At 65.1% G+C, this 25,099-nt stretch carries 21 protein-coding genes and 1 tRNA gene; 2 read left to right on the top strand and 20 right to left on the bottom strand.

Features of this window, described 5'->3' with window-relative positions; all coding sequences use genetic code 11:
• The 3 genes from GJ693_RS05045 to GJ693_RS05035 all read right to left on the bottom strand — a co-directional run.
• A partial coding sequence (locus tag GJ693_RS05045) for a TonB-dependent receptor (protein ID WP_156255239.1) occupies positions 1 to 552 on the bottom strand: 552 nt, incomplete at its 3' end.
• On the bottom strand, positions 552 to 3,764 hold the full coding sequence (locus tag GJ693_RS05040; RefSeq protein ID WP_156255238.1) for a WD40/YVTN/BNR-like repeat-containing protein: 3,213 nt from the start codon (positions 3,762 to 3,764) through the stop codon (positions 552 to 554). The genes GJ693_RS05045 and GJ693_RS05040, both read right to left, overlap by 1 nt.
• A 14-nt stretch (positions 3,765 to 3,778) precedes the next feature.
• On the bottom strand, positions 3,779 to 4,516 hold the full coding sequence (locus GJ693_RS05035) for a LolA-like protein (protein ID WP_156255237.1): 738 nt from the start codon (positions 4,514 to 4,516) through the stop codon (positions 3,779 to 3,781).
• 121 nt (positions 4,517 to 4,637) lie between these two features.
• Here GJ693_RS05035 and GJ693_RS05030 point away from each other — a divergent pair, with 121 nt between their 5' ends.
• Positions 4,638 to 5,105 (top strand): YbaK/EbsC family protein, encoded by a 468-nt coding sequence (locus GJ693_RS05030; protein ID WP_156255236.1) that lies wholly within the window; start codon positions 4,638 to 4,640, stop codon positions 5,103 to 5,105.
• Here the strand turns inward: GJ693_RS05030 and GJ693_RS05025 are convergent.
• The 12 genes from GJ693_RS05025 to GJ693_RS04970 form a co-directional block, all read right to left on the bottom strand.
• Entirely contained in the window at positions 5,045 to 6,400 is a 1,356-nt protein-coding gene (locus GJ693_RS05025) for an ABC1 kinase family protein (RefSeq protein WP_156255235.1), read from the bottom strand. The two genes, GJ693_RS05030 and GJ693_RS05025, sit on opposite strands and share 61 nt — an antisense overlap.
• A gap of 93 nt (positions 6,401 to 6,493) precedes the next feature.
• Complete coding sequence (locus tag GJ693_RS17450; RefSeq protein ID WP_235902646.1) at positions 6,494 to 7,141, bottom strand: L,D-transpeptidase family protein; 648 nt, start codon at positions 7,139 to 7,141, stop codon at positions 6,494 to 6,496.
• Positions 7,142 to 7,145: 4 nt separating this feature from the next.
• A complete protein-coding gene (locus tag GJ693_RS05015) occupies positions 7,146 to 7,817 on the bottom strand; it encodes a PEPxxWA-CTERM sorting domain-containing protein (RefSeq protein ID WP_235902644.1) in 672 nt (223 codons plus the stop codon).
• Between the two features lie 154 nt (positions 7,818 to 7,971).
• A complete protein-coding gene (locus GJ693_RS05010; protein ID WP_197041972.1) occupies positions 7,972 to 8,640 on the bottom strand; it encodes a COG3904 family protein in 669 nt (222 codons plus the stop codon).
• Positions 8,641 to 8,741: 101 nt separating this feature from the next.
• Positions 8,742 to 10,280, bottom strand: coding sequence for a WS/DGAT/MGAT family O-acyltransferase (locus tag GJ693_RS05005; RefSeq protein WP_156255232.1), 1,539 nt, complete (start codon positions 10,278 to 10,280; stop codon positions 8,742 to 8,744).
• 81 nt (positions 10,281 to 10,361) lie between these two features.
• Positions 10,362 to 11,156 carry an esterase/lipase family protein gene (locus GJ693_RS05000; RefSeq protein ID WP_156255231.1) on the bottom strand — a complete coding sequence of 265 codons (795 nt, stop codon included), beginning with the start codon at positions 11,154 to 11,156 and terminating at the stop codon, positions 10,362 to 10,364.
• A 202-nt stretch (positions 11,157 to 11,358) separates the two neighbouring features.
• Positions 11,359 to 11,434: transfer RNA gene (locus tag GJ693_RS04995), tRNA-Glu, on the bottom strand.
• Positions 11,435 to 11,503: 69 nt separating this feature from the next.
• A complete protein-coding gene (recJ, locus tag GJ693_RS04990) occupies positions 11,504 to 13,270 on the bottom strand; it encodes a single-stranded-DNA-specific exonuclease RecJ (protein ID WP_156255230.1) in 1,767 nt (588 codons plus the stop codon).
• Between the two features lie 45 nt (positions 13,271 to 13,315).
• Positions 13,316 to 14,296 (bottom strand): class II fructose-bisphosphatase, encoded by a 981-nt coding sequence (gene glpX, locus GJ693_RS04985; RefSeq protein ID WP_156255229.1) that lies wholly within the window; start codon positions 14,294 to 14,296, stop codon positions 13,316 to 13,318.
• A 69-nt stretch (positions 14,297 to 14,365) separates the two neighbouring features.
• Positions 14,366 to 15,652: a homoserine dehydrogenase gene (locus tag GJ693_RS04980; protein WP_156255228.1), complete on the bottom strand. Its 1,287-nt coding sequence runs from the start codon at positions 15,650 to 15,652 to the stop codon at positions 14,366 to 14,368.
• A 2-nt stretch (positions 15,653 to 15,654) separates the two neighbouring features.
• Positions 15,655 to 16,053 (bottom strand): hypothetical protein, encoded by a 399-nt coding sequence (locus GJ693_RS04975; RefSeq protein ID WP_156255227.1) that lies wholly within the window; start codon positions 16,051 to 16,053, stop codon positions 15,655 to 15,657.
• Between the two features lie 3 nt (positions 16,054 to 16,056).
• Complete coding sequence (locus GJ693_RS04970) at positions 16,057 to 17,268, bottom strand: LL-diaminopimelate aminotransferase (RefSeq protein ID WP_156255226.1); 1,212 nt, start codon at positions 17,266 to 17,268, stop codon at positions 16,057 to 16,059.
• A 324-nt stretch (positions 17,269 to 17,592) separates the two neighbouring features.
• Between GJ693_RS04970 and GJ693_RS04965 the strand changes: the two genes are divergently transcribed.
• The gene (locus GJ693_RS04965; RefSeq protein WP_156255225.1) at positions 17,593 to 19,353 is read left to right on the top strand and encodes a PHA/PHB synthase family protein; all 1,761 of its coding nucleotides are present in this window, start codon (positions 17,593 to 17,595) and stop codon (positions 19,351 to 19,353) included.
• A gap of 98 nt (positions 19,354 to 19,451) precedes the next feature.
• Here GJ693_RS04965 and GJ693_RS04960 read toward each other — a convergent pair whose 3' ends face one another.
• From GJ693_RS04960 to GJ693_RS04940, 5 genes are all read right to left on the bottom strand, one after another.
• A complete protein-coding gene (locus GJ693_RS04960) occupies positions 19,452 to 20,750 on the bottom strand; it encodes a hypothetical protein (RefSeq protein WP_156255224.1) in 1,299 nt (432 codons plus the stop codon).
• A gap of 18 nt (positions 20,751 to 20,768) precedes the next feature.
• Entirely contained in the window at positions 20,769 to 21,338 is a 570-nt protein-coding gene (locus GJ693_RS04955) for a hypothetical protein (RefSeq protein WP_197041970.1), read from the bottom strand.
• Positions 21,339 to 21,587: 249 nt separating this feature from the next.
• A complete protein-coding gene (locus tag GJ693_RS04950; RefSeq protein WP_235902648.1) occupies positions 21,588 to 23,177 on the bottom strand; it encodes a serine hydrolase domain-containing protein in 1,590 nt (529 codons plus the stop codon).
• On the bottom strand, positions 23,177 to 24,652 hold the full coding sequence (locus GJ693_RS04945) for a flavin-containing monooxygenase (RefSeq protein WP_156255222.1): 1,476 nt from the start codon (positions 24,650 to 24,652) through the stop codon (positions 23,177 to 23,179). Before GJ693_RS04945 ends, GJ693_RS04950 begins: the two co-directional genes overlap by 1 nt.
• 143 nt (positions 24,653 to 24,795) lie before the next feature.
• Positions 24,796 to 25,099: GcrA family cell cycle regulator (locus GJ693_RS04940; protein WP_156255221.1), on the bottom strand; the 304-nt coding region annotated here is incomplete at its 5' end.

Raw genomic sequence — 25,099 nt, 5'->3', positions numbered from 1 at the left:
GGCGAGCGTGAGCCGCAGCCCGCCCAGCGGCACCACGCCGGCCGCCGACAGATTCTTGAGCGCATAGGGCCCGCCCTGCGCGATGCCGACCGCGCCGCTGCTGCGGGTGGTGAGATCGAGCACGCCGGCGACGGCATTGGCGCCATATTCGATGGCGCCGGCGCCCTTGCGCACCGTCAGCCCGCCCAGCAGCGCGGCGGGGACCAGCCCGATATCGACGCGACCATCCCAGGGCACTGCCAGCGGCGCACCATCGAGAAACACCTGCGTCTGCCGTTCCTCGCTGCCGCGCACCCGGATCACGCTTTCGCCGCGCGAATTGGGGCGGATCGACACGCCAGGCAGGCCGCGCACGGCGTCGGCAATGCTGCGCGGTTGCCGATCGAGCAGTGCCTCGCCCGACAGGCCGACGCCGGGGCTGAACACCCGGCCGGGCAGGGCGGGGGCGGTGACGGTGATCAGCGCTTCGGCGGGCAGCCGCGGCTCAGCGGCCTGCGCCGCCAGCGGAACCGACGTGCCGAGCGCCAGGGCCAGCAGCCCGGCGGCCGGCATCAATCCACCTCTTGCCGGGCGGTCAGGCTGCCGAAACTGCCCCAGAAGCGGGTGCCGATCAGACGCTCGGTGATCATCTCGATCTTGCCGCCGGTGGGCTCTAGATCGACCTCGACCTCGGCCAGGCTGATCGGCGCCACGCCGGCCTGGCGGAGCGCGCTGTTCAGCGCCGCGGCCTTGGTCGCCTTCAGGGCGGCAAAGGCGTCCTCGACTTCCTTCAGTTCCTTCTCCAGCGCATCGACCCGAGCGATGGCATAGGCCGGCGGCCGGCCTTCGGTGCTGACGATCTGGCCATAGGCCGCGTCCATGTTCTCGCGCAGCCGTTCCTCGCCGGTGATGGCACCGCCTTCGGTGGTGGCGACCACCTGCTTGCGCAGGGCGTCGGCCTTGCCGGCCAGGTCCTGCGCGGCCTTCTTCGCCGCTGGGGTGGCGCCCGGATCAGCCGCGGCCTTTTCGGCGCCCTGCTTCAGCGCCACGAGGCCGAAGGTCAGCCCGGTCATGCGGCGGAACAGCGTCTTCACCCGCTCGGCCGCCGCATATTGCGCCTGCTGGTCAGCCACCGTGAAGGTCGCCCGCGCATCGGTGGTGATGGTCAGCGGCACCTCGGTCACTTCACCGGCCTTGGTCAGCCGCACCTTGTACTGACCGGGCAGCACGCGCTGGCCGCGGATCGAGTTGAAGGCCACGCTGGCCGCCGGCGGCACCACCGGCGGCTTGGTCAGCATCGACCATTCCACCCGGTTGACCCCCTTGCGCTTGGAGGTCGGCAGTTCTTCCACCAGATTGCCATCCGGGCCGATGATCTCCAGCTTCATGCGGCCGATGACGTGGCGAGCCTTCTGGTAATAGGTGATCACCGCGCCCGACGCCGGATTGTCGCCCACGAAATTGGCGTCGCCTTCCGACCAGCCGCCATTGCCCTGGATGCGCTGTTCCACCGGCGTCGAGGCGATCAGCGTCACGTTGGAGGCGACCACTTGCGGCGTGAGGCTCCTGAGCGGCGAGACATCGTCGATGATCCACATGCCGCGCCCGTGCGTGGCCAGCACCAGATCGTCGCCCTTCTTCGACTGGGCGAGATCACGCACCGCCACCGCCGGGAAGTTGCCCGGCCGGAAGGCTTCCCAGTTCGCCCCGGCGTCGCGGCTGATGAACAGCCCGAATTCGGTGCCGGCATAGAGGATCTTCGGATCGACGCGGTCTTCCTTGATCACATGGGCATAACCGCGGATTCCGGCCGTCGTCGGCCCGGCCAGCCGCGTGAACGACTTGCCGCCATCGCGGGTGACAAAGATGTGCGCGGCCATGTCGCCAAACACATGGCGATCAACCGCTACATAGGCCGTCGCGGCGTCATGCTGGCTGGCTTCGACCCAGCTCACCCAATTGTCCGGCCCCAGCTTCAGCGCCTTGGTCACATTGGTCCAGCTGGTGCCGCCATTGGTCGTCACCTGCACATTGCCATCGTCAGTGCCCACCCAGATGGTGCCGGCCGCCTTCGGGCTTTCGCTGATCGAATAGATGGTGGTGTGCATTTCGGCCGACGAATTGTCGACGGTGATGCCGCCCGATTTTTCCTGCTGCTGCTTCAGCGGGTTGTTGGTGGTCAGATCGGGCGAAATGCGTTCCCACGTGTTGCCATGGTCGCGCGTGCGATGGAGATACTGGCTGCCCATGTAGAGCACGGTCTTGTCGTGCGGGGAGAGCGCCAGCGGCGTGTTCCAGTTGAAGCGCAATTTCTCCTTGTAGCCGGCCTTGGGCTGGATCGCCTTCTGTTCCAGCGTCTTGCGGTTGATCCAGGCCAGATTGCCGCCCTGATATTCGGCATAGACATGATCGGGGCTGGTCGGATCCGGCAGCACCCAGAAACCATCGCCGCCATAGAGATTTTCCCAGCGGTGGTTGGTGATGCCGCCCGGATACTCGCTGTCGCCCACCCAGCTGCTGTTATCCTGCAGGCCGCCATAGACCTGATAGGGGTCCTTCTCGTCGATGGCGACGTGATAGAATTGGCTGACCGGCAGGTTGCGGGCGTGCCACCACTTGCTGCCGCCGTCATAGCTGATCCACAAGCCGCCATCGTCGGCGCCGATCAGATGCTTGGGGTTCTTGGGGTTCACCCACACATCGTGCCAGTCGGCATGGCTGCCGCCAGCGGTGTTGGTGAAGCTCTTGCCGGCGTCTTCCGACACGATCACCTGCAGGTTCATCTTGAACAGGCGATCGGCGTTGGTCGGGTCCACCACCAGCTTGGCGAAATAGAAGGGCCGCCACACCATGAACTGGCTGCGGTCGCGCGCTTCGAACGTCTTGCCACCATCATCAGAGACATAGAGCGCAGACTTCACACTTTCGATGAAGGCATAGACCCGGGCGGGCCTGGAGGGCGCGTGCACCACCTCGATCCGGCCCCACGGTCCGGCCGGCAGGCCCTTGGTGTTGGCCGCATCCAGCTTCGTCCAGGTCGCGCCGCCATTGTCGCTGCGCAACAGCGCGCTGCCCGACGGCGCATCCGGGCCATCACCGCCGGAGCGGAAGCTCCAGCCCTTGCGGCGGAAGTCCCACAGGCCGACCATGATCTCGTCCGGATTGGCCGGATTGAGATTGATGGACGAGCAGCCGGTGGACAGGTTGGGGGCTTTCACGATCTGCGCCCAGGTCTTGCCGCCGTCGGTGGTCTTGTAGACACCGCGTTCGGCGCTGTCGCTCCACAGCGCGCCAGTGGCGCAGACATAGACGATGTCGCTGTTGGTGGGGTGGACCACGATATCGGCGATACGCTCGGCATTCGGCAGGCCCATATGGGTCCAGTTGTCGCCGCCGTCGGTGGACTTGTAGACACCATTGCCCACCGAAACACTGTTGCGCGTCCAGCTTTCGCCGGTGCCCACCCACACTATGCGCTTGTTGGTGGGATCCAGCGTCACCGCGCCGATCGACTGCACCGGCTGCCGATCGAACTTTGGCGCGAAGGTCGTGCCGCCGTCTTCGGATTTCCACACCCCGCCCGACGCGGCGCCGACGAAAATCGTCACCTTGCCATCATCTTCGGTGCGCGCCGCAATGGCGGCGATGCGGCCCGACATGGCGGCCGAACCGATGTTGCGGATGCCCAGCCCGGAAATGCCGGCGCTAGCCGGGGCGGCGGCCATGGCGGGCAGGGCGGCGGTGAGGGCGAGGGCCGAACCGGCCAGAAGTGCAATGCGGATCATGTCCTGGGCTCCCTTCAATTGGCCGGCTGCGTGAACAGCGTGGCCGGGGCGTCGGGGTTGGCAGTGGCCTTGGCGATGATGGTGCGTTGGCGCTGGCTCGATCCCTGCGGGCCGCTCTCGATCGACATCGGGAACATCACGCCGCCCACGGCCTCGTAATCGCCCATCTCGCTCTCGTTCACCTGCACTGCGCCGCGGATGCGCCTTGTTTCGATGATCTTCACTTCCAGCATGGAGTCGGGGTCGATGAGGTAGACGAACTCGTCGCCATCCTTCTGGGTCACCTTCAGCTTGTAGCAATTGGTGCCGTCAAAATCCTCGCGGCCCAGCGCCGTCACCGTGGCGCCTTCGCCAGCCGCCGCGAGCAGCACGCCGGCAATGCTGGCGCTGTCGGCCAGGCTGCGCGCTTCGTCGTCGCCCATCTTCTCGGCGTCCTTGCGGCCCTGGAACGGGTTGATGCGCCAGCCGCCGCCCTTGCCGTCATAGGCCTGCACCAGTGCCAGGCCCTGCAGCGCGGCCTCGATGCGCACGGCGCCGCCGCTGCGCAGCTCGTTGTAGGTCAACTCGAAGCCGCCGGGGAAGATCAGCTTGCCTTCGAAGCGAACGCTCTTCAGCCCGGCCAGCGCGGCCTGGCCGCCGCGCGCGGCAAGATTCTTCGCAACCAGGTCGGCCGCGGTCGGCTCAGCTGTCGGTTGGGCGTGGCTGGCACCAGCCAGCAACAGCGCGGTGAGCGCCGTGGAGATGAGTCGCATGGTGTCCCCCATGGAGTGATGATGCTGTGGACCAGCCGATGCAGATTGGCTGCCGCAGCCTCACTGTATTGTCAATGCAATACTCTTGTGCGTCGCGGCGATTGCAGGCAATTCCAGCGCCATGGCTCATGAAGACGTGCTTCGCTGGCTGGCCGCCCATGCCCCCGACGTGCCGGTGATCATCCCCGGCATCTCCACTGCGACCGTGGCCGAAGCCGCGGTGGCGCTGGGCGTGGAGCCGGCGCGGATCGCCAAGACATTGGCGATGCGGGTGAATGGCGAGGTGCTGTTGCTGGTGACGCGCGGCGATGCCCGGCTCGACAACCGCAAGGCGCGCGACGCGCTGGGCGGCAAGCCGCGCATGCTGGATGCCGAGGAAACGCTGGCGGTGACGGGGCACGCCGTCGGCGGCGTCTGCCCGTTCGGGCTGGCGACGGACGTGCCAGTGTGGGTCGATGTGTCGCTCCAGGCCTTTGCCACCGTGTTCCCGGCCGCCGGCAGCCGGGAAAGCTCGGTGGAAATCGCGCCTCAGCGGCTCGCGGCCCTCGTCGGGCGCGGCTGGGTGGATGCCTGCGTGCTGCCCGTATAAGGGCGGACCAGCGCCGCCACGTCGACGCGGGCTTTCATGCGGGCCGCCAGCAGATACATGCCGGCGATCTTGCGCTGGATGAACAGGATGTCGGGCGGCGGCGCGATGAAATGCTCGCGCTGGCCGACGAGCGCCTGGGACTGGTCCTTCAGATTGCCGGCAAGGCCGCCAGCGCCGAAATCGAAGGCGCCATCCATCCTGAGCGGCGCAAAGCCGTCACGGGCCATGGCGAGGATCGTGTCCGCCATCGCCGCCGGCGCGTTCGGTGGCAGGATGCCGATGCCGGCCATGGCGCCCAGCAGCGCCGCATCATCGCCGGCCAGGCCCGAGGCGAGCAGGGCGCGATAGCCATCGCTGATGGAATCCGGCACCACCCGCGCTGCGCCGAAATCGAGCAGCACCAGCCGGGCGCTGTTGAGATCATAGCGGTAGTTGGCGAAGTTGGGATCGGTCTGCATCACCCGCCAGTCGAACAGTTCGGCCATCAGGATGCGCAGCATCAGCGTCATCAGCCGGTCGCGTTCGGCCTGGGGCAGGGCGGCAGCCTTGTCGATGGCGACGCCCTTCACGTGGCTCATGGCCAATATCGTCGGGCGCGACAGGTCGGCGGCCAGCGCCGGCACCACCACCTCCGGCCAATCGGCGGCGAGCGCGCCATAGCGGGCGAGCATGGCACCTTCGCGGGCGTAATCGGCCTCCTCGTGCAGCTGGCGCTTGGCCTCGGCCAGCAGCGGATCAATGGCGAAGCTGGCTGGCAGCAGGCCCGACAGCTTCACCAGCGTCGCCACATTGTCGACATCGGCATCGATGCTGGCGGCGACGCCGGGATATTGCACCTTGATGGCAAGATCCCGCCCGTCGAGCGCCACCGCGCGATGGACCTGGCCAATCGACGCCGCGGCGATCGGCGCCATGTCAAACCGCTGGAACTGCGCGCGCCAGTCTGGCCCCCAGCCATCCACCAGTACTTGTTCCAGCTGCCTTGCCGGCATCGGATCGGCCTCGGCGCGCAGCCGGGCGAGAATATCAGCCAATTCGCGCGGCAGCACCTCGCCGCCGTCCATGGAGATCAGCTGGCCCAGCTTCATCGCCGCGCCGCGCAGCCGCGCCAGCTCGTCGGCCAGGCGCCTGGCGTTGGCGGGGGTGAGCAGCAGGCTGGGCAGATCGGGCCGCTGGCCCTTCAACACCTCGCGCGCGCCGCCGCCCAGCACATTGCCGGCAATGCCGCCGGCCAGCCGGCCAAAGCCAGCCAGGCGTGACAGGCGGGACGAGGGGACGGTGCGGGGGCGCTGCATGGCGCGTCAATGCCTTGGCCGGGCTGGCGGCGCCAGTGTGGGGCTTTGACGCTGCCCGACGGGGCCTGGCCAGCCAACCGCTGAGCGTGCGCTTTATGCCTTCGCGACCGAGACGAGATCGCCAAGCTGAACCTGGTTGTACAGCCGCTTTGCAAACGCCGGCGGTACGCCGATGCAGCCGTGGGTTGCCTGGCCGACTTGCACATTGCTGGCATGGATCGCGACGCCATCCCACGACAGGCGCAGCATGAAGGGCATCTCGGCATCATACAGGGTCGAACGATGCGTCCGCGCCTTTTCCAGGACCGGAAACACGCCGGCAGGCGTGGGCTTGCTGTCTGCCCCATAAAGCACGGCCGTTGCCCCGATTTCGTGGCCACCCCGGAACACGGACATGGTCTGTCCCTTGAGGTCAACCATGATCCAGGTCTCACCGTCAGCTATGCCTCTGTCATCCCACACAAAGTCACCGAAGTTCAGCTTGTGGCGGATGTTCAGCATGCTGAGAACGCGCCGGTTCCGGCCATCGGCCAGGGTCAGGGTCGGCGCGCTGATCCGGGAATAATAGACCCGCGGCCCTTCAGACGCCGGCGCCGGTTTGGCCAGGACGAGCGGAGCCGCGGCGCGTTGCCTGGCCGGCGTGGTGATCACGGCACAGATGCCGATGGCGACCAATCCGATGACGGACACCCAAGTGCGCAGCTGCAATCGGCTAGGTTGCGAAATGCCGGTCAGCCTCACCGTGTCAGACCTTGGTGCCAACCGTCTGCTTGCGAAGCCTGAGCACGGAGCCGACCGCCAGAAATCCGACAATCATCATCAGCCACGTATCAGGCTCAGGCACGGTTGATTGCGGGCCCGGAGGGGGAGGCGGCGGTGGCGGCGGTGGTGGCGGAGGACCTCCGCCGCCGCCGCCTCCACCACCACCGCCACCTCCGCCCGGCGGCAGCACGGCGATACGCGGATCGTCCCAGCCGGGAAAAATCCCGCCAGGCGGCAGAGAACCCCCGCCGGGATCCGTGAATGTTTCAACCGGGCCAGCCAGATCGAAGCCGGGCAGATCATTGACCAGCAGGGGCGTGCTGGTCAGCGCGACAGGGGTTTTTGGCACGGGATCGAGCAGCGCTTGCGAATCGGGCGGCGGCTTGCCCGGATCAGGCTTGGTGAGCGCGGAGACAAGCTTTGTCAGGGCCAGCTTGGTGGTTGCAAATGGCGCCGCGCCGCGCAGACCGGGTGATCGTGCCGCAATGAAGGCCCTTGGCGCAGCCAGAAGTCTATTGGCCTTGGGGTTGCCCGCCGACGCCTCGACCATGACATAGCCTGTCGGGAAGGCCAGCACGATGAGGACAAAAACCAGCGCGCGGAGCCAGGGCTTCGCATCGACCGCCGTGGCCACGTTACGCAAAAGACTTAACATAATGGCAAGCTAAATGAACGAATGCAGAGTGTCAACAGAGTGTAACAAACATCATCTTCACGTTAATTAACATGAAGATAGTGGCTCAGCAGAACCGGAAGACCAGAGTCCCCCACGGCGCCAATTGACTGAAGAAGAGGGAAAGAAGCGGGCGTTATCGCTTCTGAAATGCCAAACGCTCTGACTCTTGCCCGGGCAAGGATTTGGGAAGATCCGCCGATTTCACTGCGGAAGCGACAGTCACCTGACCGGGATAATCGCTTTCAACGGTTTCCAGATCAATTCCGGAAGACCCCTTGTTGTCCCCATCAAGCCAGTTCAGCTTTTCAGGTGCCGCCGTGGTCGCAAAGACAACAGCGCGTTCGGGCAGGTTCAGCAGCGTGAGATAACGGCCGATCAGCGCGTTGCCCACGCCCGATTCCATCCGCATATTGTCCCGCGTCGTGAAGGTGGCGTGGAAACCGACACGCGCCCCTGGCGTCAGGATTCGGCGGGCGCCGGCCACCCAGACCAATCCACAGGCGGAAACACAATAGCCACTGCGGGTGACGACCGTGCTCATGCCCCTGGCTCTGATCAGCCGGCCAATTTCCATGGCAGCACCGGCCGAGCCGCCCGGGCTGTCGAGAATGACCGTGTCAGCCCGGCTCGATCGCACCGCGTCCGCAAAGATGCTGGCGTCCTGCTGCTCGATCCGTCCCGAGATCGAGATGTAGCTTTTGCCGGCATCGCCCTTGAGAATCTGGATCTCGGCCGCGGAAGCTGATGCTTCCAGTCCCAAAGCGGCTACGATGCCGAGGAAAATGAACTGCTTACGATACATACCAGACTGTGTTGTTAACAGCCCGGCGTTAACATCCGGTTTAGAGCCAATTCCGATCAATATGAATCGCCGTCAACCACGGTGGCGACGGCGGCGCGGTGTCAGGCGGCCTGGGCGAAGGCCTGTTCCAGCACGTCAAGTTCGTCGGCCATCATGTCGGCCAGGCGCTGCACGTCGGGCAGGATGTTGGCGCCGGCAATCAGGCCGAATTCCAGCTGGTCGCGATAGCTCTGCACCGTGATGTTCAGCGCCATGCCGTGGGTGACGATGGAGACGGGATAGAGGTGCAGCAACTCGGCGCCGGCTGCGTAGAGCGACATGCGCGGGCCAGGCACATTGGAAATGCAGACGTTGATTGGCGGCGGCAGCACATCCGACAGGCCGGAACGCGAATAGAAGAGCGAGGCGATCTGCGCCGCCATCGGCAGGCCCAGGGTGGACGCGCCCGAAATGATGGGCACGAAATCCTTGAACGGGCTCACCATCTCCTTGGATTTGCGGGCCTCGCCGATGATCGTCGCCAGCCGCTGCTTCGGATCGGCGATGTCGGTCGCCAGCGGGCAGATCATGCCAAACACCTGGTTGTTGGCGTTGGCATTGCCCTCTTCGCGCAGGGAAATCGGCACCCCGGCCGACAGCGGTCGGTCGGGCAGGCTGTCCGTCTCCTGCAGGTAGCGCCGCAGGATGCCGGCGGAAATCGCCATCACCATGTCGTTGATCGAGCCGCCAGCCGCCTTGCCGACAGCCTTCACGCGGGAGAGCGGCAGGGTGATGGTGGCAAAGGCGCGTTCCGAACTGATCGCCTTGTTGAGCGGCGTCTTGGGCGCGACCATGTTCTTCAGGTCCGACACACGCGACGGGTCGAGCAGGCTCGCCATGGTGCGCGCGGCCGCCCCCGCCATTGCCGGCAGTGCCGCGGCCATCTTGACGCCCAGTTCGACTTGGGCAGCCATATGGTCCATCAGCACCGAACCCAGATCGGTCTTGCCCGATCGTGGCAGGCTGAAATTGCTGGCGGCGCTGGCGTCGAACGGCTGCTGCCAGAAGCGCAGATAGCTCTCCATCGCGGTGCTGGCGGTTTCGGCCAGCGGCGGCGCGGCCTTGGCCGGTTCTTCTGTTTTGGCGGCGGCCTCCCGCACGCGCGGCGGCGGGTTTGGCACCACGTCATATATGATCTTCGTGAGCGCCATGCCGGCACCGCCATCGATCAGGGCATGGTGGATCTTCACATAGAGCCCGACCTGGTTGCCCGGCATGTTTTCAAACAGATAGAATTCCCACAGCGGCCGGGCGCGGTTGAGCAGCTTGGCATGCATCCAGCCCACGGTGCGCTTCAGGGCGGCCATGTCGTGCGGCGCGGCCAGGCTGGCGCGGAAGATCTGGCGATCGATGTCGAACTGCTCGTCCTCCACCCAGCTCGGGTTGGCAAGGTCCAGCACGGTCGATGCCAGCTTGCGCTTCAGCATCGGCGCATCGTCGAGCCGATCGGCGATCTGCGCCTTGAAATCCTCGAAATAATCGCCCTTGTAGCCCTTGGGCAGCTGGAACATCGACAGCGAGCCGACATGCATCGGCATCTCCGGCGTTTCCATGTAGAGGAAGGACGCGTCCAGCGACGACAGCTTCACTGCTTCAGCCATGATTCCCCCCTCACGCCGGCGCCAACCGGCGACCAGTCATCTTCTCCCATTTTGGAGAGTGCTGGCCTCAGGGCGGCAAAGTCAAGTGGCCGGGGCGTAGGCGAAGCCGAAGGGCCCCTTGCGGCTGAACGGGGTGAACTGGCCCTCGGCCAGCGCCAGGCGGTCGGCCACTGCCCACAGCGCCGCCGGATTGCCGCCGATGCCGAGATGGCTGGCCAGGTGCACCTCGATATTCTCGGCATTGGCGGCCGGCCGCGCGATGCAGGTGCGCCAGTTCACGACGCCATCCAGCTTGGTGTAGATGGAGCTGTTGCGCACCGGCAGGTCACCGGCCAGCCGCGCCAGATCGTTCGGATCAGGTTCCCCTTCGCCCGACATATATTCATACAGGCGCTTGGCGTTGGTGGCGTTGATGTCGCCGGAAAACGGGCTGCCCAGCGTGACGACACCGCGCACGATCTCGGGGTGGGTGAGGGCGAGATAGCGCGAGAAGACGCCGCCCAGGCTCCAGCCGACCAGTGACACCTTGCGGCCGGTTTCGGCATGGAGATCGAGCAGCTGCCGGCTCAGGATATCGCGCATCCGATAGAAGCGGCCGAGATTGCGGCCCAGGCCCCAGGCGCGGGCATCATGGCCCATGTCGGTGAGATAGGTGCGCAGGAAGCTGGTGGAGCGGTCACTGGCCATGAAGCCGGGCAGCACCATCACCGGATGGCCATCACCGCGCGGCGCCGTCATCATCAACGGCCGCATCGCCACGCCGGCCATGAACTCGGCCAGGCCGCGGCCTTCCGACAGCGTGAGCAGCAGGCTGGGCGCACGCATCCGCCCCCCGCCGGCAGGAGGAGCGGCGGCGGTCATGGTGGCTTCGGTCATGGAGCATGCCTCGCTGGCAGCGGAAAGGACGCACAGCCTGCACCCGACAGCGCACAAGCGCAAGTTACCGCCCTGAAACGCAAAACGGCAGGCGAATTGCCTGCCGTTGTGATGGTGACCCCTATGGGACTCGAACCACGAAGGATCGGCTTGCCGATCCGCCCACAACAGCGGCACGGGTTCGATAGACCGTGCCTGGAATTGGTGACCCCTACGGGACTCGAACCCGTGTTTTCGCCGTGAAAGGGCGACGTCCTAGACCGCTAGACGAAGGGGCCAGCAGCGAGAGGCCGCCTGTTATTGGCCTTGGCCGGCTGCGTCAACACCCTTGACCAAAAAAAGCCGGTTCAATCAGCAAATGCCGCATCGTCGAGCTCGAGTTCGACCGCGTTGCCACCGGTCCACTCGTCGCGCTTCACCCGGCCGGCGACGTGCACTGGGCGGCCGCGCGCGCCCTGCAGGGCCGCGCCATAGTCGGTGTCGCCCTGCCGCCAGGCCATCGCCTTGATGCGGCCGCCGTCTGGCCCGGTGAGTTGCAGCCGGAGATGGTTTTCGCCGACAATGCGGCTGTCAACGATCTGGAACGGCCCGGCAGCGATGCGCGGGGCGGACCAGCCCTGGCCATAGGGGCCTGCGGTTTCCAGCACGTCGACCAAGCCGGCATTGAGCCCGCGCGGCGCGACGGCGGCATCGATGGAAAGCGCACGGTCGGCCGTTGCCGCCGCCACCGCTTCGGCCAGCCGCTCGTTCAGGAAGGCATCGAGCGCGGCAATCCCGTCGGCCGTCACGGTCAGCCCCGCCGCCATGGCATGGCCACCGCCGGCCATCAGCAGGCCGTGATCCTTGGCCGCCAGCACGGCCGCGCCCAGGTCGACCCCGGTGATGCTGCGGCCAGAGCCCTTGGCGATGCCATCCTCGCCCACCGCAATCACGATGGCGGGGCGGTTCATCTTCTCCTTCAGGCGACTGGCGACGATGCCGATCACGCCCGGGTGCCAGCCTTCGCCCGCAACCAGCGTGCAGCCGGGCGCTTCGATTGCCATGCCCAGCGCCGCCTCTGTCACCGCCTGCTCGATGGCGCGGCGCTCCTGGTTCAGGCGGTCAAGCTCGGCGGCAATCCGCGCCGCCTCGCCGGCATCATGGGTGGTGAGCAGCCGCACGCCCAGATCGGCCTGGCCCACGCGACCGCCGGCATTCACCCGTGGCCCCAGCGCAAAGCCGAGATCACGCGCCACCGGGCTGCGCGACAGCCGCGCCGCATCGCACAGCGCCGCGATGCCGATGTTGGCGCGCTTGCCCATCACCTTGAGGCCCTGGGTCACGAACGCCCGGTTCAGCCCCTTCAGCGCCGCCACATCGGCAACCGTGCCGAGCGCCACCAGGTCGATCAGCTCCATCAGATTGGGCTCGTCGCGGTCCGCAAACACACCCCGGGCGCGCAGCAGGCGGTTCAAGGCCACGCACAGCAGGAAGGCCACGCCCACCGCCGCCAGATGGCCATGGGCCGCCGCGTCGGGCGCTTCGTCGAGCCGGTTGGGGTTCACCAGCGCGATCGCCGGGGGCAGGGCGGTGCCGGCCTTGTGGTGATCGACCACGATCACGTCCAGCCCGGCATCTCGCGCGGCCTCCAGCGCGGCAAAGCCCTGCGTGCCGCAATCCACCGTCACCACCAGGTCCGCCCCGGCCTGTTTCAGCGCCACCAGCGCCTCGGCCGACGGGCCATAGCCTTCCAGCAGCCGGTCCGGGATATAATGGCCAACCTTGCCGCCAATGGCGCGCAGATAGCGGATCATCACGGCGGCCGACGTGGCGCCATCCACATCATAATCGCCATAGATGATGATATGCTCGCCAGCCTTCACGGCATCGGCGATGCGTTCGGCGGCGCGCTCCATGTCGTGGAAAATCGCCGGATCGGGCAGCCAGTCGCGCAGGGTGGGCGTCTTCAGCCGGGCAAAATCGGCCGGATCGGCGCCGCGCGTGCGGAACAGGTGATGCAGCAGCTCGTCCTCGGCCCGCCCGGTCGGATCGCCCCCCGGCGCAATGCCACCACGCCAGGCCCAGCGCTGGCCGGTCAGCGAGGTGGTGACGTTGAAAACCGGGCGTTGGTCCATGCGCCCATCCATGCGGGCAGCAGTGGATTCAGGCAAGTGCCGCCCTTACGGATGGCGGTCGGCGCGATGCTCGCCGCTCACCCGGCGCACGGTGCCGGTGGACGCCCGCATCACCACGCTTTCGGTGGTGACCACGCCATCCTTGCGGCGCTTGACGCCCTTCAGCATCGAACCATCGGTGACGCCGGTGGCGGCAAAGATGCAATCGCCCTTGGCCATGTCGGTGAGGCCATAGATGCGATCCAGATCGGTGATGCCCCAGCGCCGCGCCCGGCTGCGCTCGTCCTCGTTGCGGAAGACAAGGCGGCCCTGCATCTGCCCGCCCACGCAGCGCAGCGCCGCGGCGGCCAGCACACCTTCCGGCGCGCCGCCCTGGCCCATGTAGAGATCGATGCCGGTTTCCGGGTTGGTGGTGGCGATCACGCCGGCGACATCGCCATCGGGGATCAGCATGATGCCGCAGCCCAGGCCGCGCAGTTCGGCGATCAGCGCCTCGTGGCGCGGCCGGTCGAGCACACAGATGATGATGTCCCCGGGGGCCACGCCCTTGGCGGCGGCGACCGCCTTCACATTCTCGGTCGGCGTCTTGGCCAGATCGATCACGCCTTCGGGATAGCCGGGGCCAACCGCGATCTTGTCCATATAGACGTCGGGCGCATTCAGCAGGCCACCTTCCTCGGCGATGGCCAGCACGGCGAGCGCGTTGGGGCCGGCCTTGGCCGTGATGGTGGTGCCTTCCAGCGGGTCCAGCGCGATATCGATGCGCGGGCCGGTGCCAATGGCCTTGCCGACCTTCTCGCCGATATAGAGCATCGGCGCCTCGTCGCGCTCGCCTTCGCCGATCACCACCGTGCCGTCGAAATCCAGCATGTTGAGCGCGCCGCGCATGGCTTCCACGGCGGCGGCATCGGCGGCCTTTTCATCGCCGCGCCCGATCAGTTTGGAGGCGCCAATGGCGGCATATTCGGTGACGCGCACCATTTCGAGCACGAGCACGCGATCAAGGACATGGCTTGGAGCCGACATTCGTGAATTTCCCACCGTCGAATCGAAAGATGACCGCTTGTAGGCGCGCCGGATGACAGGCGGAAGGCGTCAAAAATCCAATATGTGCATCATCACCGGCTGCCCGGCGACAGCGGGCGAGGCAGCCATGCGGGCCAGGCTTTCCAGCACGTCGGCCTCGCGCGCCTCGTGGGTGACCATCACCACCATGGCATCGCTGCCGCTGGTGCCGCGCTGGACGAGACTTTCGATGGACACGCCGCAATCCCGCAGCGCCGCCGTCAGTTCGGCGAGCACGCCGGCCCGGTCAGCCACCGACAGGCGCAGATAATAGCGTCCACGCCGGTCGGCCGCCGGGGCGCGGGGCAGGGCGGCCAGATCAGCCACCGGCATCACGAACGGCGGCCGCACATCACCGCGGGCGATATCCACCAGATCGGCAACCACGGCGCTGGCCGTTGGCCCTTCGCCGGCGCCGCGACCCTGGAAGAACAGCCGGCCCACGAAATCGCCTTCCACCACGACGGCGTTGAGGCTGCCCATGGTGGTGGCAATCGGGTGGTCGATCGGCACCAGCGCCGGGTGGACGCGCTGGAACAACTGGCCATCTTCCGCTTCGGCAAGGCCCACCAGCTTGATGCGGAAGCCCAGCGCGGCGGCCTGGGCGATATCGGCGGCGGCGACATTGCGGATGCCGTGGCAGGCGACGCCGGCAAAATCGATGCGGGCGCCAAAGGCCAGCGCGGCGAGGATCGAGAGCTTGTGGGCGGTATCGATGCCGTCAATGTCAAAGCTTGGGTCCGCCTCGGCAAAGCCCAGCGCCTGCGCGTCGGCCAGCACCTCGGCAAAGCCCAGCCCTTCGGCCTCCATGCGCGACAGGATATAGTTGCAGGTGCCGTTCATCAGGCCATAGACGCGGGCGATGCGGTTGGCCGCGGCGCCTTCGGCCAGGCCCTTGATCACCGGGATGCCGCCCGCCACGGCCGCTTCATATTTCAGCGGCAGGCCGGCGGTTTCGGCGGCTTCGGCGAGTTCGAGGCCATGGTGGGCCAGCATCGCCTTGTTGGCGGTGACCAGCGGCTTGCCCGCCTTCAGCGTGCGCCGTGCCAGGGTAAGCGCCGGGCCGTCGCTGCCGCCGATCAGCTCCACCACCACATCGACATCATCGCGGGTGGCGAGTTCGGCGGCATCATCAACCCAGGCGATGCCGTCCAGCGACACGCCGCGATCCCGGCTGCGATCCCGTGCTGACACAGCGGTGACCACGATCGGCCGTCCGGCCCGCTTGGCGACCAATTCGGCATTCTGGCTCAGGATCTTGACGACACCCGCGCCAACATTGCCCAGCCCGGCAATCCCGATACGCAGTGCATTCATTTTCATTTGCCTTCCGTCGGGACCAATTCGACTACGAAATGTCCCGTTTCCCGGTCGAAAGAAACGACCCTCCAACGTGACTTTCGGTCTCGCACAACCCAAGGATCAGCGTCGCCAAAGCCGACACCCGGCGTACCGTGAACAATAATCACATCAACCCAGCCATCATGCTGATCAACAGCTTGCGACAGATGTTGATGGCGCAGATTCTTGCCACGAGCTGGCCACTCTTCAATCGGACCGCAGTTCTTTCTGCTATCGAGCCGGCGACGTTTGTACTCGGGGTCCAGTTCTACTTTCCAAAGCGTCAGGCAAACGCCATCCTCGTTCGCCGCACTCCAATCGGTTCGTGGAGCGGCAAGGCGATAGCCCAGTCGCTGAAAGGCCTCAGCGTAGTTCACGCCTCACGTCCCCGCCTTCACCGACGGCGTGTTGACGCCCATCGATTGCAGATATTTGCGGATATTGCGCGCGGCCTGGCGCAGGCGCTGCTCGTTCTCCACCAGCGCGATGCGGACGAAGCCTTCGCCATCCTCGCCATAGCCCACGCCCGGCGCCACGGCGACGCCGGCGTGGGTGAGCAGCTGCTTGGAGAATTCCAGGCTCCCAAGATGCGCCAGTGCTGGCGGCAGCGGCGCCCAGGCGAACATGCTGGCGCGCGGCGGCGGGATGTCCCAGCCGGCGCGGCCAAAGGCTTCCACCATCACGTCGCGGCGGCGGTGATACAGCTCGCGATTCTGCGCGACGATATCCTGCGGGCCGTTCAGCGCCGCGACGGCCGCGGCCTGGATTGGCGTGAAGGCGCCATAATCGAGGTAGGACTTCACCCGCGTGAGCGCCGAAATCAGTGTCTTGTTGCCGACGGCGAAGCCGATGCGCCAGCCGGCCATCGAATAGGTCTTCGACATCGAGGTGAACTCGATCGCCACATCCTTGGCGCCCGGCACCTGCAGGATCGACGGGGTAGGCTGGCCGTCGAAATAGATTTCCGAATAGGCCAGATCGCTGAGCACCCAGATATTGTGCTTCTTCGCAAAGGCCACCACGCGCTCGTAAAAGGCCAGATCGGCGACTTCGGCGGTGGGGTTGCTCGGATAGCCCATCACCAGCACGCTCGGCCGCGGCACCGTGAACCGCACGGCCCGCTCCAGCGCTTCAAAATAGCGTTCGTCCGGCGTCGTCGGCACGGAGCGGATGGTGGCCCCGGCAATGATGAAGCCGAAGGTGTGGATGGGGTAGGACGGGTTGGGCGCCAGCACCACGTCACCCGGTGCAGTGATCGCCTGGGCAAGGTTGGCGAGGCCCTCCTTCGAACCCAGCGTCACCACCACTTCGCTTTCGGGATCGAGCTGCACCCCGAAGCGGCGATCATAATAAGCCGCCTGGGCGCGGCGCAGGCCGGGAATGCCCTTCGACGCCGAATAGCCATGCGCGTCCGGCTTGGCGGCCACTTCGGCCAGCTTGGCGATCACGTGCGGCGGCGGCGGCAGATCGGGATTGCCCATGCCCAGATCGATGATGTCGTCCCCGCGGGCCCGTGCTGCGGCCCGCATGGCGTTCACTTCCGCGATCACATAGGGCGGCAAACGTTTGATGCGGTAGAATTCGTCCTGCATGGCCAGTTCCGTTGGGCTGATGCTGTTGCCTTAGGCAAGCGATGAACAAAAGAAAAGCGGCGGAGGAACCGATTTGTTCCGCCGCCGCCGGTGAGAGAGAAACGATGTTGCGTGTCCCTCAGTCGGCTGGCGGCCTGGTAGCGGCCGCAGCAGCAGCCGCGGCGGCAGCGATGGCTGCGCCGGGGGCGATGCTGGCAATGATGGCCGCGCTGTTCACGCCGTTCATCCTTCGTGCCGGAAACGCCGGCCATTTCGCCCATAACCCATGTCGCCGGGCTTGGCAAAGCGGCGCTTGCAAGGGCACAGTGGGGCAGGAGACGCGCGATGCCCGAATTGACCGACCCGGAAGCCCTGCAGACGCAGGCCCAGGAGAATTTCCAGAAGATCACCGATCTGATGGGCAAGGGCCAGCAGATGATGCTGGAATTCTGGACCAAGGAGCACAGCGCCCCGCCGATGATCGCCGATCCGCTCGGCGTGATGGCCACCTGGCAAAAGGCGTGGACGGCGATGCTGTCTGATCCGGCGAAGCTGGTCGAGATGCAGACGCGCTACATGAACGACGCCATGGCACTGTGGCAGCGCTTCCTCCTCCCAGATGGCGAGCCGGCGCATATCAAGGACAAACGCTTCGCCAGCCCTGCCTGGGCCGAAACGCCGGCCTTCGATTTCCTGCGCCAATCCTACCTCCTCACCGCCAGCCACATCATGGAGGCCGCCCACAGCCTCGATGGCCTGGAGCCGGCCGAGCAAGATAAGGCCCGCTTCCTCATCAAGCAGTTCGTCGACGCGATGAGCCCCTCCAACTTCGCGATGACCAACCCCGATGTGCTGAAGGCGACGGTCGACAGCGGCGGCGCCAATCTGCTGAAGGGCCTCGAACATCTGCTCGGCGATCTCCAGTCCGGCCGCATGAAGATGACCGACGAGAACGCCTTTGAGGTCGGCCGCAACGTCGCCATCACGCCGGGCAAAATCGTCTATCAGAACCGCCTGTTCCAGCTGATCCAATATGCCCCCACCACCGAAACCGTGTTCGAAACCCCGCTGCTGATCTTCCCGCCGTGGATCAACAAATTCTACATCCTCGATCTCACCGCCGAAAAAAGCTTCATCCGCTGGGCCGTGAGCCAGGGCCTCACCGTCTTCGTTGTCAGCTGGAAGAACGCCGACGAAACGCTCGCCGATGCCACGGTCGATACCTATGTCGATGAAGGCATGTTCACGGCGCTGAAGGTCGTGCGCGAGATCTGCGGCGTCGATCAGGTCCACACCATCGGTTATTGCGTCGCCGGCACCACCCTCTCCGCCGCGCTCGCCGTGCTGGCCGCCAGGGGGGAGGCGGCCCAGGTCGCCAGCGCCACCTTCTTCACCGCCCAGGTCGATTTCTGCGACGCCGGGGAGCTGAAACTCTTCGTGGACGACGCCAGCATCGACACGATGGAGAAGATGACCGGCGACAAGCCCTATCTCGACGGCCGCTACATGGCGACCACCTTCAACCTGCTGCGCTCCAACGACCTGATCTGGAACTATGTCGTCAACAACTACATGCTGGGGAAGGATTATTTCCCCTTCGATCTGCTCTATTGGAACAGCGACGCCACCAACGTCCCGGCCCGCTGGCACCGCCAGTACATCAACGAAATGTACCGCGACAACCTGCTCGCCAAACCCGGCGGCATGACCGTGTGCGGCACGCCCGTGGACCTCAGCCTGGTCAAGACCCCCAGCTACATCCAGGGCGGCAAGGAAGATCATATCGCCCCGGCCCGCTCCGCCTTCAAACTCACCAAGGCCTTCACCGGCGAAACCCGCTTCGTCCTCGCCGGCAGCGGCCATATCGCCGGCGTCGTCAACCCGCCGTCATCCGGCAAATATCAATACTGGACCGGCGACTCCACCGCCCCCACCTTCGACGCGTTTGTTTCGGGTGCGAAGGAAACCAAAGGCAGCTGGTGGCCCGACTGGATCGCCTGGCTGGGGCCGCGCTCCGGCAAACAGGTGAAGCCGCGCGTGCCGGGGAAGGGGGCGCACAAGACCATCGAGGATGCGCCGGGGGCGTATGTGAAGGAGCGAATTTGACGGAGGAGGAGGAAGAGGGGCCTCCGGCGGGCAGGGACGCAGTCCCTGCACCCGCTTCTTTGCGTTGGCGCTTGTTTTGTCTGCTGGCTTCTGGTCACCTATTCGGTTTGCTGTGGCGTCTCCGGCCAGATATCGGCACCCTTGCCGAAATGCTCTAGGCGGAGTGCCTCAGGGCTGGCTCCAGGCGGTAGTTCTGAAGCTTTCAATCGGGCCGTAGCCTGCCTTAATTCGTCAATAGCTAGAGTCTGACTTTCGACGACCCAAGACGGAGCTACAAATTCGAAAGCAATTCTGTTTACAAATTGGCGGGAGACACCAAATAGCGCGCCTGTCGGCTGATGGTGAACCTGGATCGCGGCTTTTGCGTCGCCATCAAATCGCGCGTCCCAACCGGGGCGCTTCATCGATTCTGCAAGCTTGCCGCCATCGAATGCTACGATCAGGATCAAACGACCTTCGATGAAATCTAAAAGATGCCTGCTATCTCGTATCGAAAGCGTAAACGGCTCATATGGTGCCCAAGTACCTGCAGTCTTGTCGTCATTGAGCATGACCATAACCCAAGGTCCGCCCGCCTGCATCGAGACGAACGCTTCGGGTGGTACGTCGGTGTATGTTGCAATGTAAACTAAGCCTTCTTCGGGCTGCACGAATGCTAAGCCGTTGCTCGCCGCGTCAGCAATGCAGGCATTCATTGCATCTCGGTAGTTGTGCTCCTTGACGGTTATCTCGACACGCCGCGTTACCCCTGGAGTACGAAAATTGACTGACTCATCAGCTTCGAGGAAATCGGTAAGCCGCTTAAGAGCAGTGGCTTGACGCCTACCGCGCTGATTGAGGCCAAGGCGCGACTTAACCTCGATCGGGTATGGATCGGATGCACCGAGCAAGCAGACATCGCCATATCGCAACGTGTTAGTGACGTCGCACAAGACTGATGGCACCCTATGGTCGAGCGCCGAGAAGAGACAAGCGACTTCGTTCACCAATCCATCTTTGCCGCTGAGCATGCCCGCCGATGGCTTTACGTCGTAGGTATCGGTGCCGTAGAAGCTATGCTTGGCTGCATATTTGTCGAGATAGATGTAAGCAAGCCCATCGCCGAAGCACTTCCAGATATAGCGCTGCTGATAGTATCCTTCCACGTAGCGCTCAGTGCGCGAGATCGCTCGCCGGACTTGGTTTGCGTCCTCGCGTGATCCACGCGCTGTTTTGAGTTGCGCCCGCAGCGTTTTGATTGCGGATTTATGCCTAGCGATGTTCCTCTCGGAACGTAGGATTTCTTTAAGCAGCAACATGTTCAGTTGGCGCACGCGAGTCAAATCCTCCCGATCTGCCTCAATCGCTCGAAGCAATTCGTACATTGCAAAAAACGTCTGCTTGCGTCGCCCGATCATGCTGAATTGGACTCGAACCTACCCATTGGATTTTTCATCCTTTTCTGCCGGCGCGCGCCACATTCGTTCACCAGTTACTTCATCCTTCCAAGAAATGAAATTCGGATAATCTCTGCCCACAGCTCGAAACAGGGAGACTGTCTCGATTGCAGGAACAAAGTAAAGTCGCTTCTCTTTGTCACGATCGCTCGTAAAATAATCTCCGCTTTGGTCTCCCGCTCCGGCTGAGCCACCGACCATGATGAAGCTATGGATCACTCGATGTGCGACGAAGAGGGCATCACGCTGCTCGTGGTGACGGTTGTCTAGTTCATAGAGATCCCAGATTTCGTTGCGGTTATACCAGTCCACGATTGGAGCGGCTGTTTTCTTGGGGAACCAAGCCAACGAAAGCTTTAAGGCTCTCGTTTCGTCGCTGACTTTTCCTGCCGATTCGAAAAGCTTTCTGACCGTGTAATATCCAACGAAAAAGTCTCGCTCGTATTGAGCCCCTTGCCGTTCCGTAAGGCTATCCTTTTGACTATAAAACTCAATTCTTTCTGCCATCTTCAGCAGTGGATCTTTCCAGTAGCGGCTTTCCCAGATCATTATGCTGTCCGTACAACGTGCGGGTTGACCATCGGTATGACTGATTATGCAGAGCGTTAGAGGGTCGAGTGCTGAATGAAAATAGCCAGAGCTGGTTGCATCGCTGCAATTAATGATATTGCACAAGCGGAAGTAAACACACTTCACCCGCTTTCAATCATACCGTCCGCCTACGGCTCAAAGTCCAACAATAGGCAACGCTAGCAAAAGCGGGTGCAGGGGCTCAGCCCCTGCCGGCCGCAGCCCCTCTTACTTGGCCGCCCCCGCGTCCCGCACCGAGCGTTGGTAAAACTCCTCCTTCGCCACCACGCGCCCTGACGCATCCCGCACGAACGTCACCTCGTGCATGGCGCTGCCGTCCTTGGCGAGGCGGCGGAAGCGGTCCTTGGCGAGGGGTTTGAGGAAGCTCAGGTGGGCGGCGGCGTCGGGGTCGGGGAGGTCGAGGGTGACGAGGCCGCCGTTCCAGGGGAGGACGAGCGTTTCGTTGTTCCAGGTGTTGTTGAGGTAGCGGCCGGCATAGTCTTCGAGATTGAGGGCGATGGGGGGCAGGGGTTCGCCGGCCTTGGTCCACTGGTGGGCGCGGCGGGCGTCGAGCAGTTTGTGGACCTGCTTGGTATCGGCCCAGGTTTCGTGATTGTCGGTGGTCATCACGGCCACCGCAGTCTCGCTGTCGGGCCGGATCAGCATGGCCGTGTGATAGCCGGGGCAGCTGCCGTCGTGGCCGATATAATGGCCTTCGGGGGCGGCTTCGTTGAAGAAGCCCAGGCCCCAGCTGCCATCGTTGACCGGATCGACGAACTGGATGCGCTGCATTTCCTTCAGCGTGCTGGGTTTGAGCACGCCGGGCTGAGCGGGCGCGCTGTCTTGCGCGAGCAGGCCGATCTGCCACAGGCCGAAGCGCACCAGGTCTTCCGCGGTGCTGGTGAAGCCGGCGGCGGGCGTGATGGCGCGGGCGTCGAAGCGGCTGAGCAGCGTGCGGGTGCCGGCGCGGGTGAGCGGGCTCCAGCCGACGGCCATGCGCGTGCCGATCAGGGCGTAGGGGTGATCGGGCCGCGTGTCGGTGAGGCCGAGCGGGGCGATGATGCCATTGGTGACGAGGCTGGCGTAATCCTTGCCGGAAACCGCCATCGCCGCCTCGCCGGCCAGGGTGAGGCCGACATTGCTGTATTGGTAGGTGCGGCCCACCGGATAGAGCGGCGTGTGCTGGCCGATTTCGGCCTTCAGGTGATCGCGGGTGGGGAAGATATAGCCCGGCCCGGTCCAGTTGCCGACATCACTGTCCCGCTGGACGCCGGCCGAGTGGGTGAGCAGGGCGCGCAGGGTGATGGGCACGGAATCGCGGCCGTCGGGCTTGGGCGCGGCCCAGGGCAGATAGGTGGTGATCGGCTCGTCCAGCCGCAGCTTGCCGGCCTCCCACTGCTGCATCACGGCCACCGCGGTGAACAGCTTGGAGATGGAGCAGATCGAATAGATGGTGTCGCCGCGCGCCGGCACCTTCTGCGCCGCATCGATGGTGCCATAGCCTTTTGACCAGTGCAGCTTGCCGTTCTGGCCGATGGCGATCGAATAGGCCGGCCAGCGGCCATAGACCTGGCCGGCGTCGGCCCAGGCGTCGATCAGGCGGATGGCCTCAAGGGTGGCGGTGTCGGTGGGGGGCGTGACGGGTTGGGCGGTGGCCGTGGTGGCGAGGAGTGAGACAAGAAGGGCAACCCCACCAATAACCCCCGTCGCCCCGGACTTGATCCGGGGCCCCGCTTTCTTGCCCGCCCGAAGCAAGCGGGACCCCGGATCAAGTCCGGGGTGACGATTGAGGGAGGGGGTGAAATTGCCCAGCCCCATCACTCGGCCGCTTCCAGCACGCGCGCCGGGGCGGCGCTGCGGGCCTTGGCGAAGACCATCTCGTCCGTCACCGGGCCGTCGAGCAGCTCCTTGCGGTCATAGGTGTAATTGGCCGTCACCAGCCACGGCGCGCGGTTGCCGGAGCGGGGCAGGGCATCGGCGCCGCGCTGGACGTAACCTGATTGCAGATCCATCGCGAGCCGTTCCGGCACCACGTCGGGCGCCGGGGTGGGGGTGGCGATGTCCACGCCCTCCCGGCGCATGTGGTTGAGCAGGCGGCAGACATAATCGGCGATCAGGTCGGAGCGGAGCGTCCAGCTGGCGTTGATATAGCCGAAGCTCTGGGCGAGGTTGGGGATGCCGGAAAACATCATGCCCTTGTAGGCCAGGCTGTCCGCGATGCGGCGGGGCTGGCCATCGACAATGAGGCTCATGCCGCCGAGCGCTTCCAGTTTCAGGCCGGTGGCGGTGACGATGATGTCGGCTTCGAGCAGCTGGCCGCTGCGCAAGCGGATGCCATTGCTCTCGAACCGCTCAATCTGGTCGGTGACGATGCTGGCCTGGCCGGCGCTGATCGCCTTGAACAGGTCGGCATCGGGGACGAGGCACAGCCGCTGGTCCCACGGGTTGTAGCCGGGGGTGAAGTGGGTTTCGAGGTCGTAATCGGCGGGCAGCAGCTTGGCGAGCCGCTTCAGCAGCGCCTCGCGCACCTTGGACGGATTGGTGCGGGTCTGCTTGTAGAACCACTGGCCCATGGTGACATTCTTCCAGCGCACCATGTTGTAGGCCATCTGCGCCGGCAGGATCGCCTTCAGCACATTGGCGATGACGTCGCTGCCGGGGCGGGAGACCATCCAGGTCGGCGTGCGTTGCAGCATCGTCACGTGCGCGGCGGTGCTGGCCATGGCGGGCACCAGCGTGACCGCGGTGGCGCCGGAGCCGATGACGACGACGCGCTTGCCGCTGTAGTCGAGATTTTCGGGCCAGAATTGCGGGTGGATGATCTGGCCGGTGAAGTCTGCCTCGCCCTCCCAGGTCGGGCGGTGGCCCTGGCCGTAGTTGTAGTAACCGCTGCACATGTAGAGGAAACGGCAGGTGAGGGGGCCCTTGGCGGTGGTGACCGTCCAGCGGGCGGTGGCGCTGTCCCACGCGGCGGCCGTCACCTTGTGGCCAAAGCGGATGTGCGGCGTGATGCCATGCTCCTCGGCCGTCTCGCGGATATAGGCGCGGATGGACGGGCCGTCGGCGATGGCCTTGGCGGATTTCCACGGCTTGAAGCGATAGCCGAGCGTGTACATGTCGGAATCGGAACGGATGCCGGGATAGCGGAACAGATCCCAGGTGCCGCCGATGGCGTCGCGGCCTTCCAGGATCGCCCAGGTCTCGTTTGGGCAATTTTGCTGGAGGTGGACGGCAGCGCCAATGCCGGACAGGCCGGCGCCAACGATCAGGACATCGAAATCTGTTGAACGCACGGCGTCATTCTCCCTTTACGCGAACGTAAAGGGCAGGGGCGTTGCGGGCAATGCGCAAAAACCGGAGTGCCGGCCACTTGGCCGGACCGCACGGCCACCAGCGGGCACCCGCTGGACACAATGACCAGCGATTTCGCGCTGTTTCAGCGGCGCGGTGCACCCGGAAGGGGCGGCAACTGCCGCGGCCGATCCTTGCGCGGCATCTGCGCCTGGTAAGCGACCAGGCAATGCTCCGTGCAATAGGGGAAGCCGGCCTGGGCGCCCTTGCCGCAGAAATGGAAGTCCGCCTCGCCGGGGTGACCAATCGGCCATTTGCAGACTTTATCGTTCAAATCCAGCAGCGTAGTCCGGGTCTGCTTGCCGCCCTTGCCGCTCACCGGCTTGGCCGCCGGGGCGCGCGGCGCCGGTGCCTCGATCGGGGCCGGCGCACTGGCCGCAACCGGGGCC

This window comes from Sandarakinorhabdus oryzae (assembly GCF_009733735.1).
In the GTDB taxonomy this organism is placed as follows: domain Bacteria; phylum Pseudomonadota; class Alphaproteobacteria; order Sphingomonadales; family Sphingomonadaceae; genus Sandarakinorhabdus; species Sandarakinorhabdus oryzae.
Note: the sequence above shows the minus strand (reverse complement) of the source record. Positions and strands in the feature narration are given on the sequence as shown.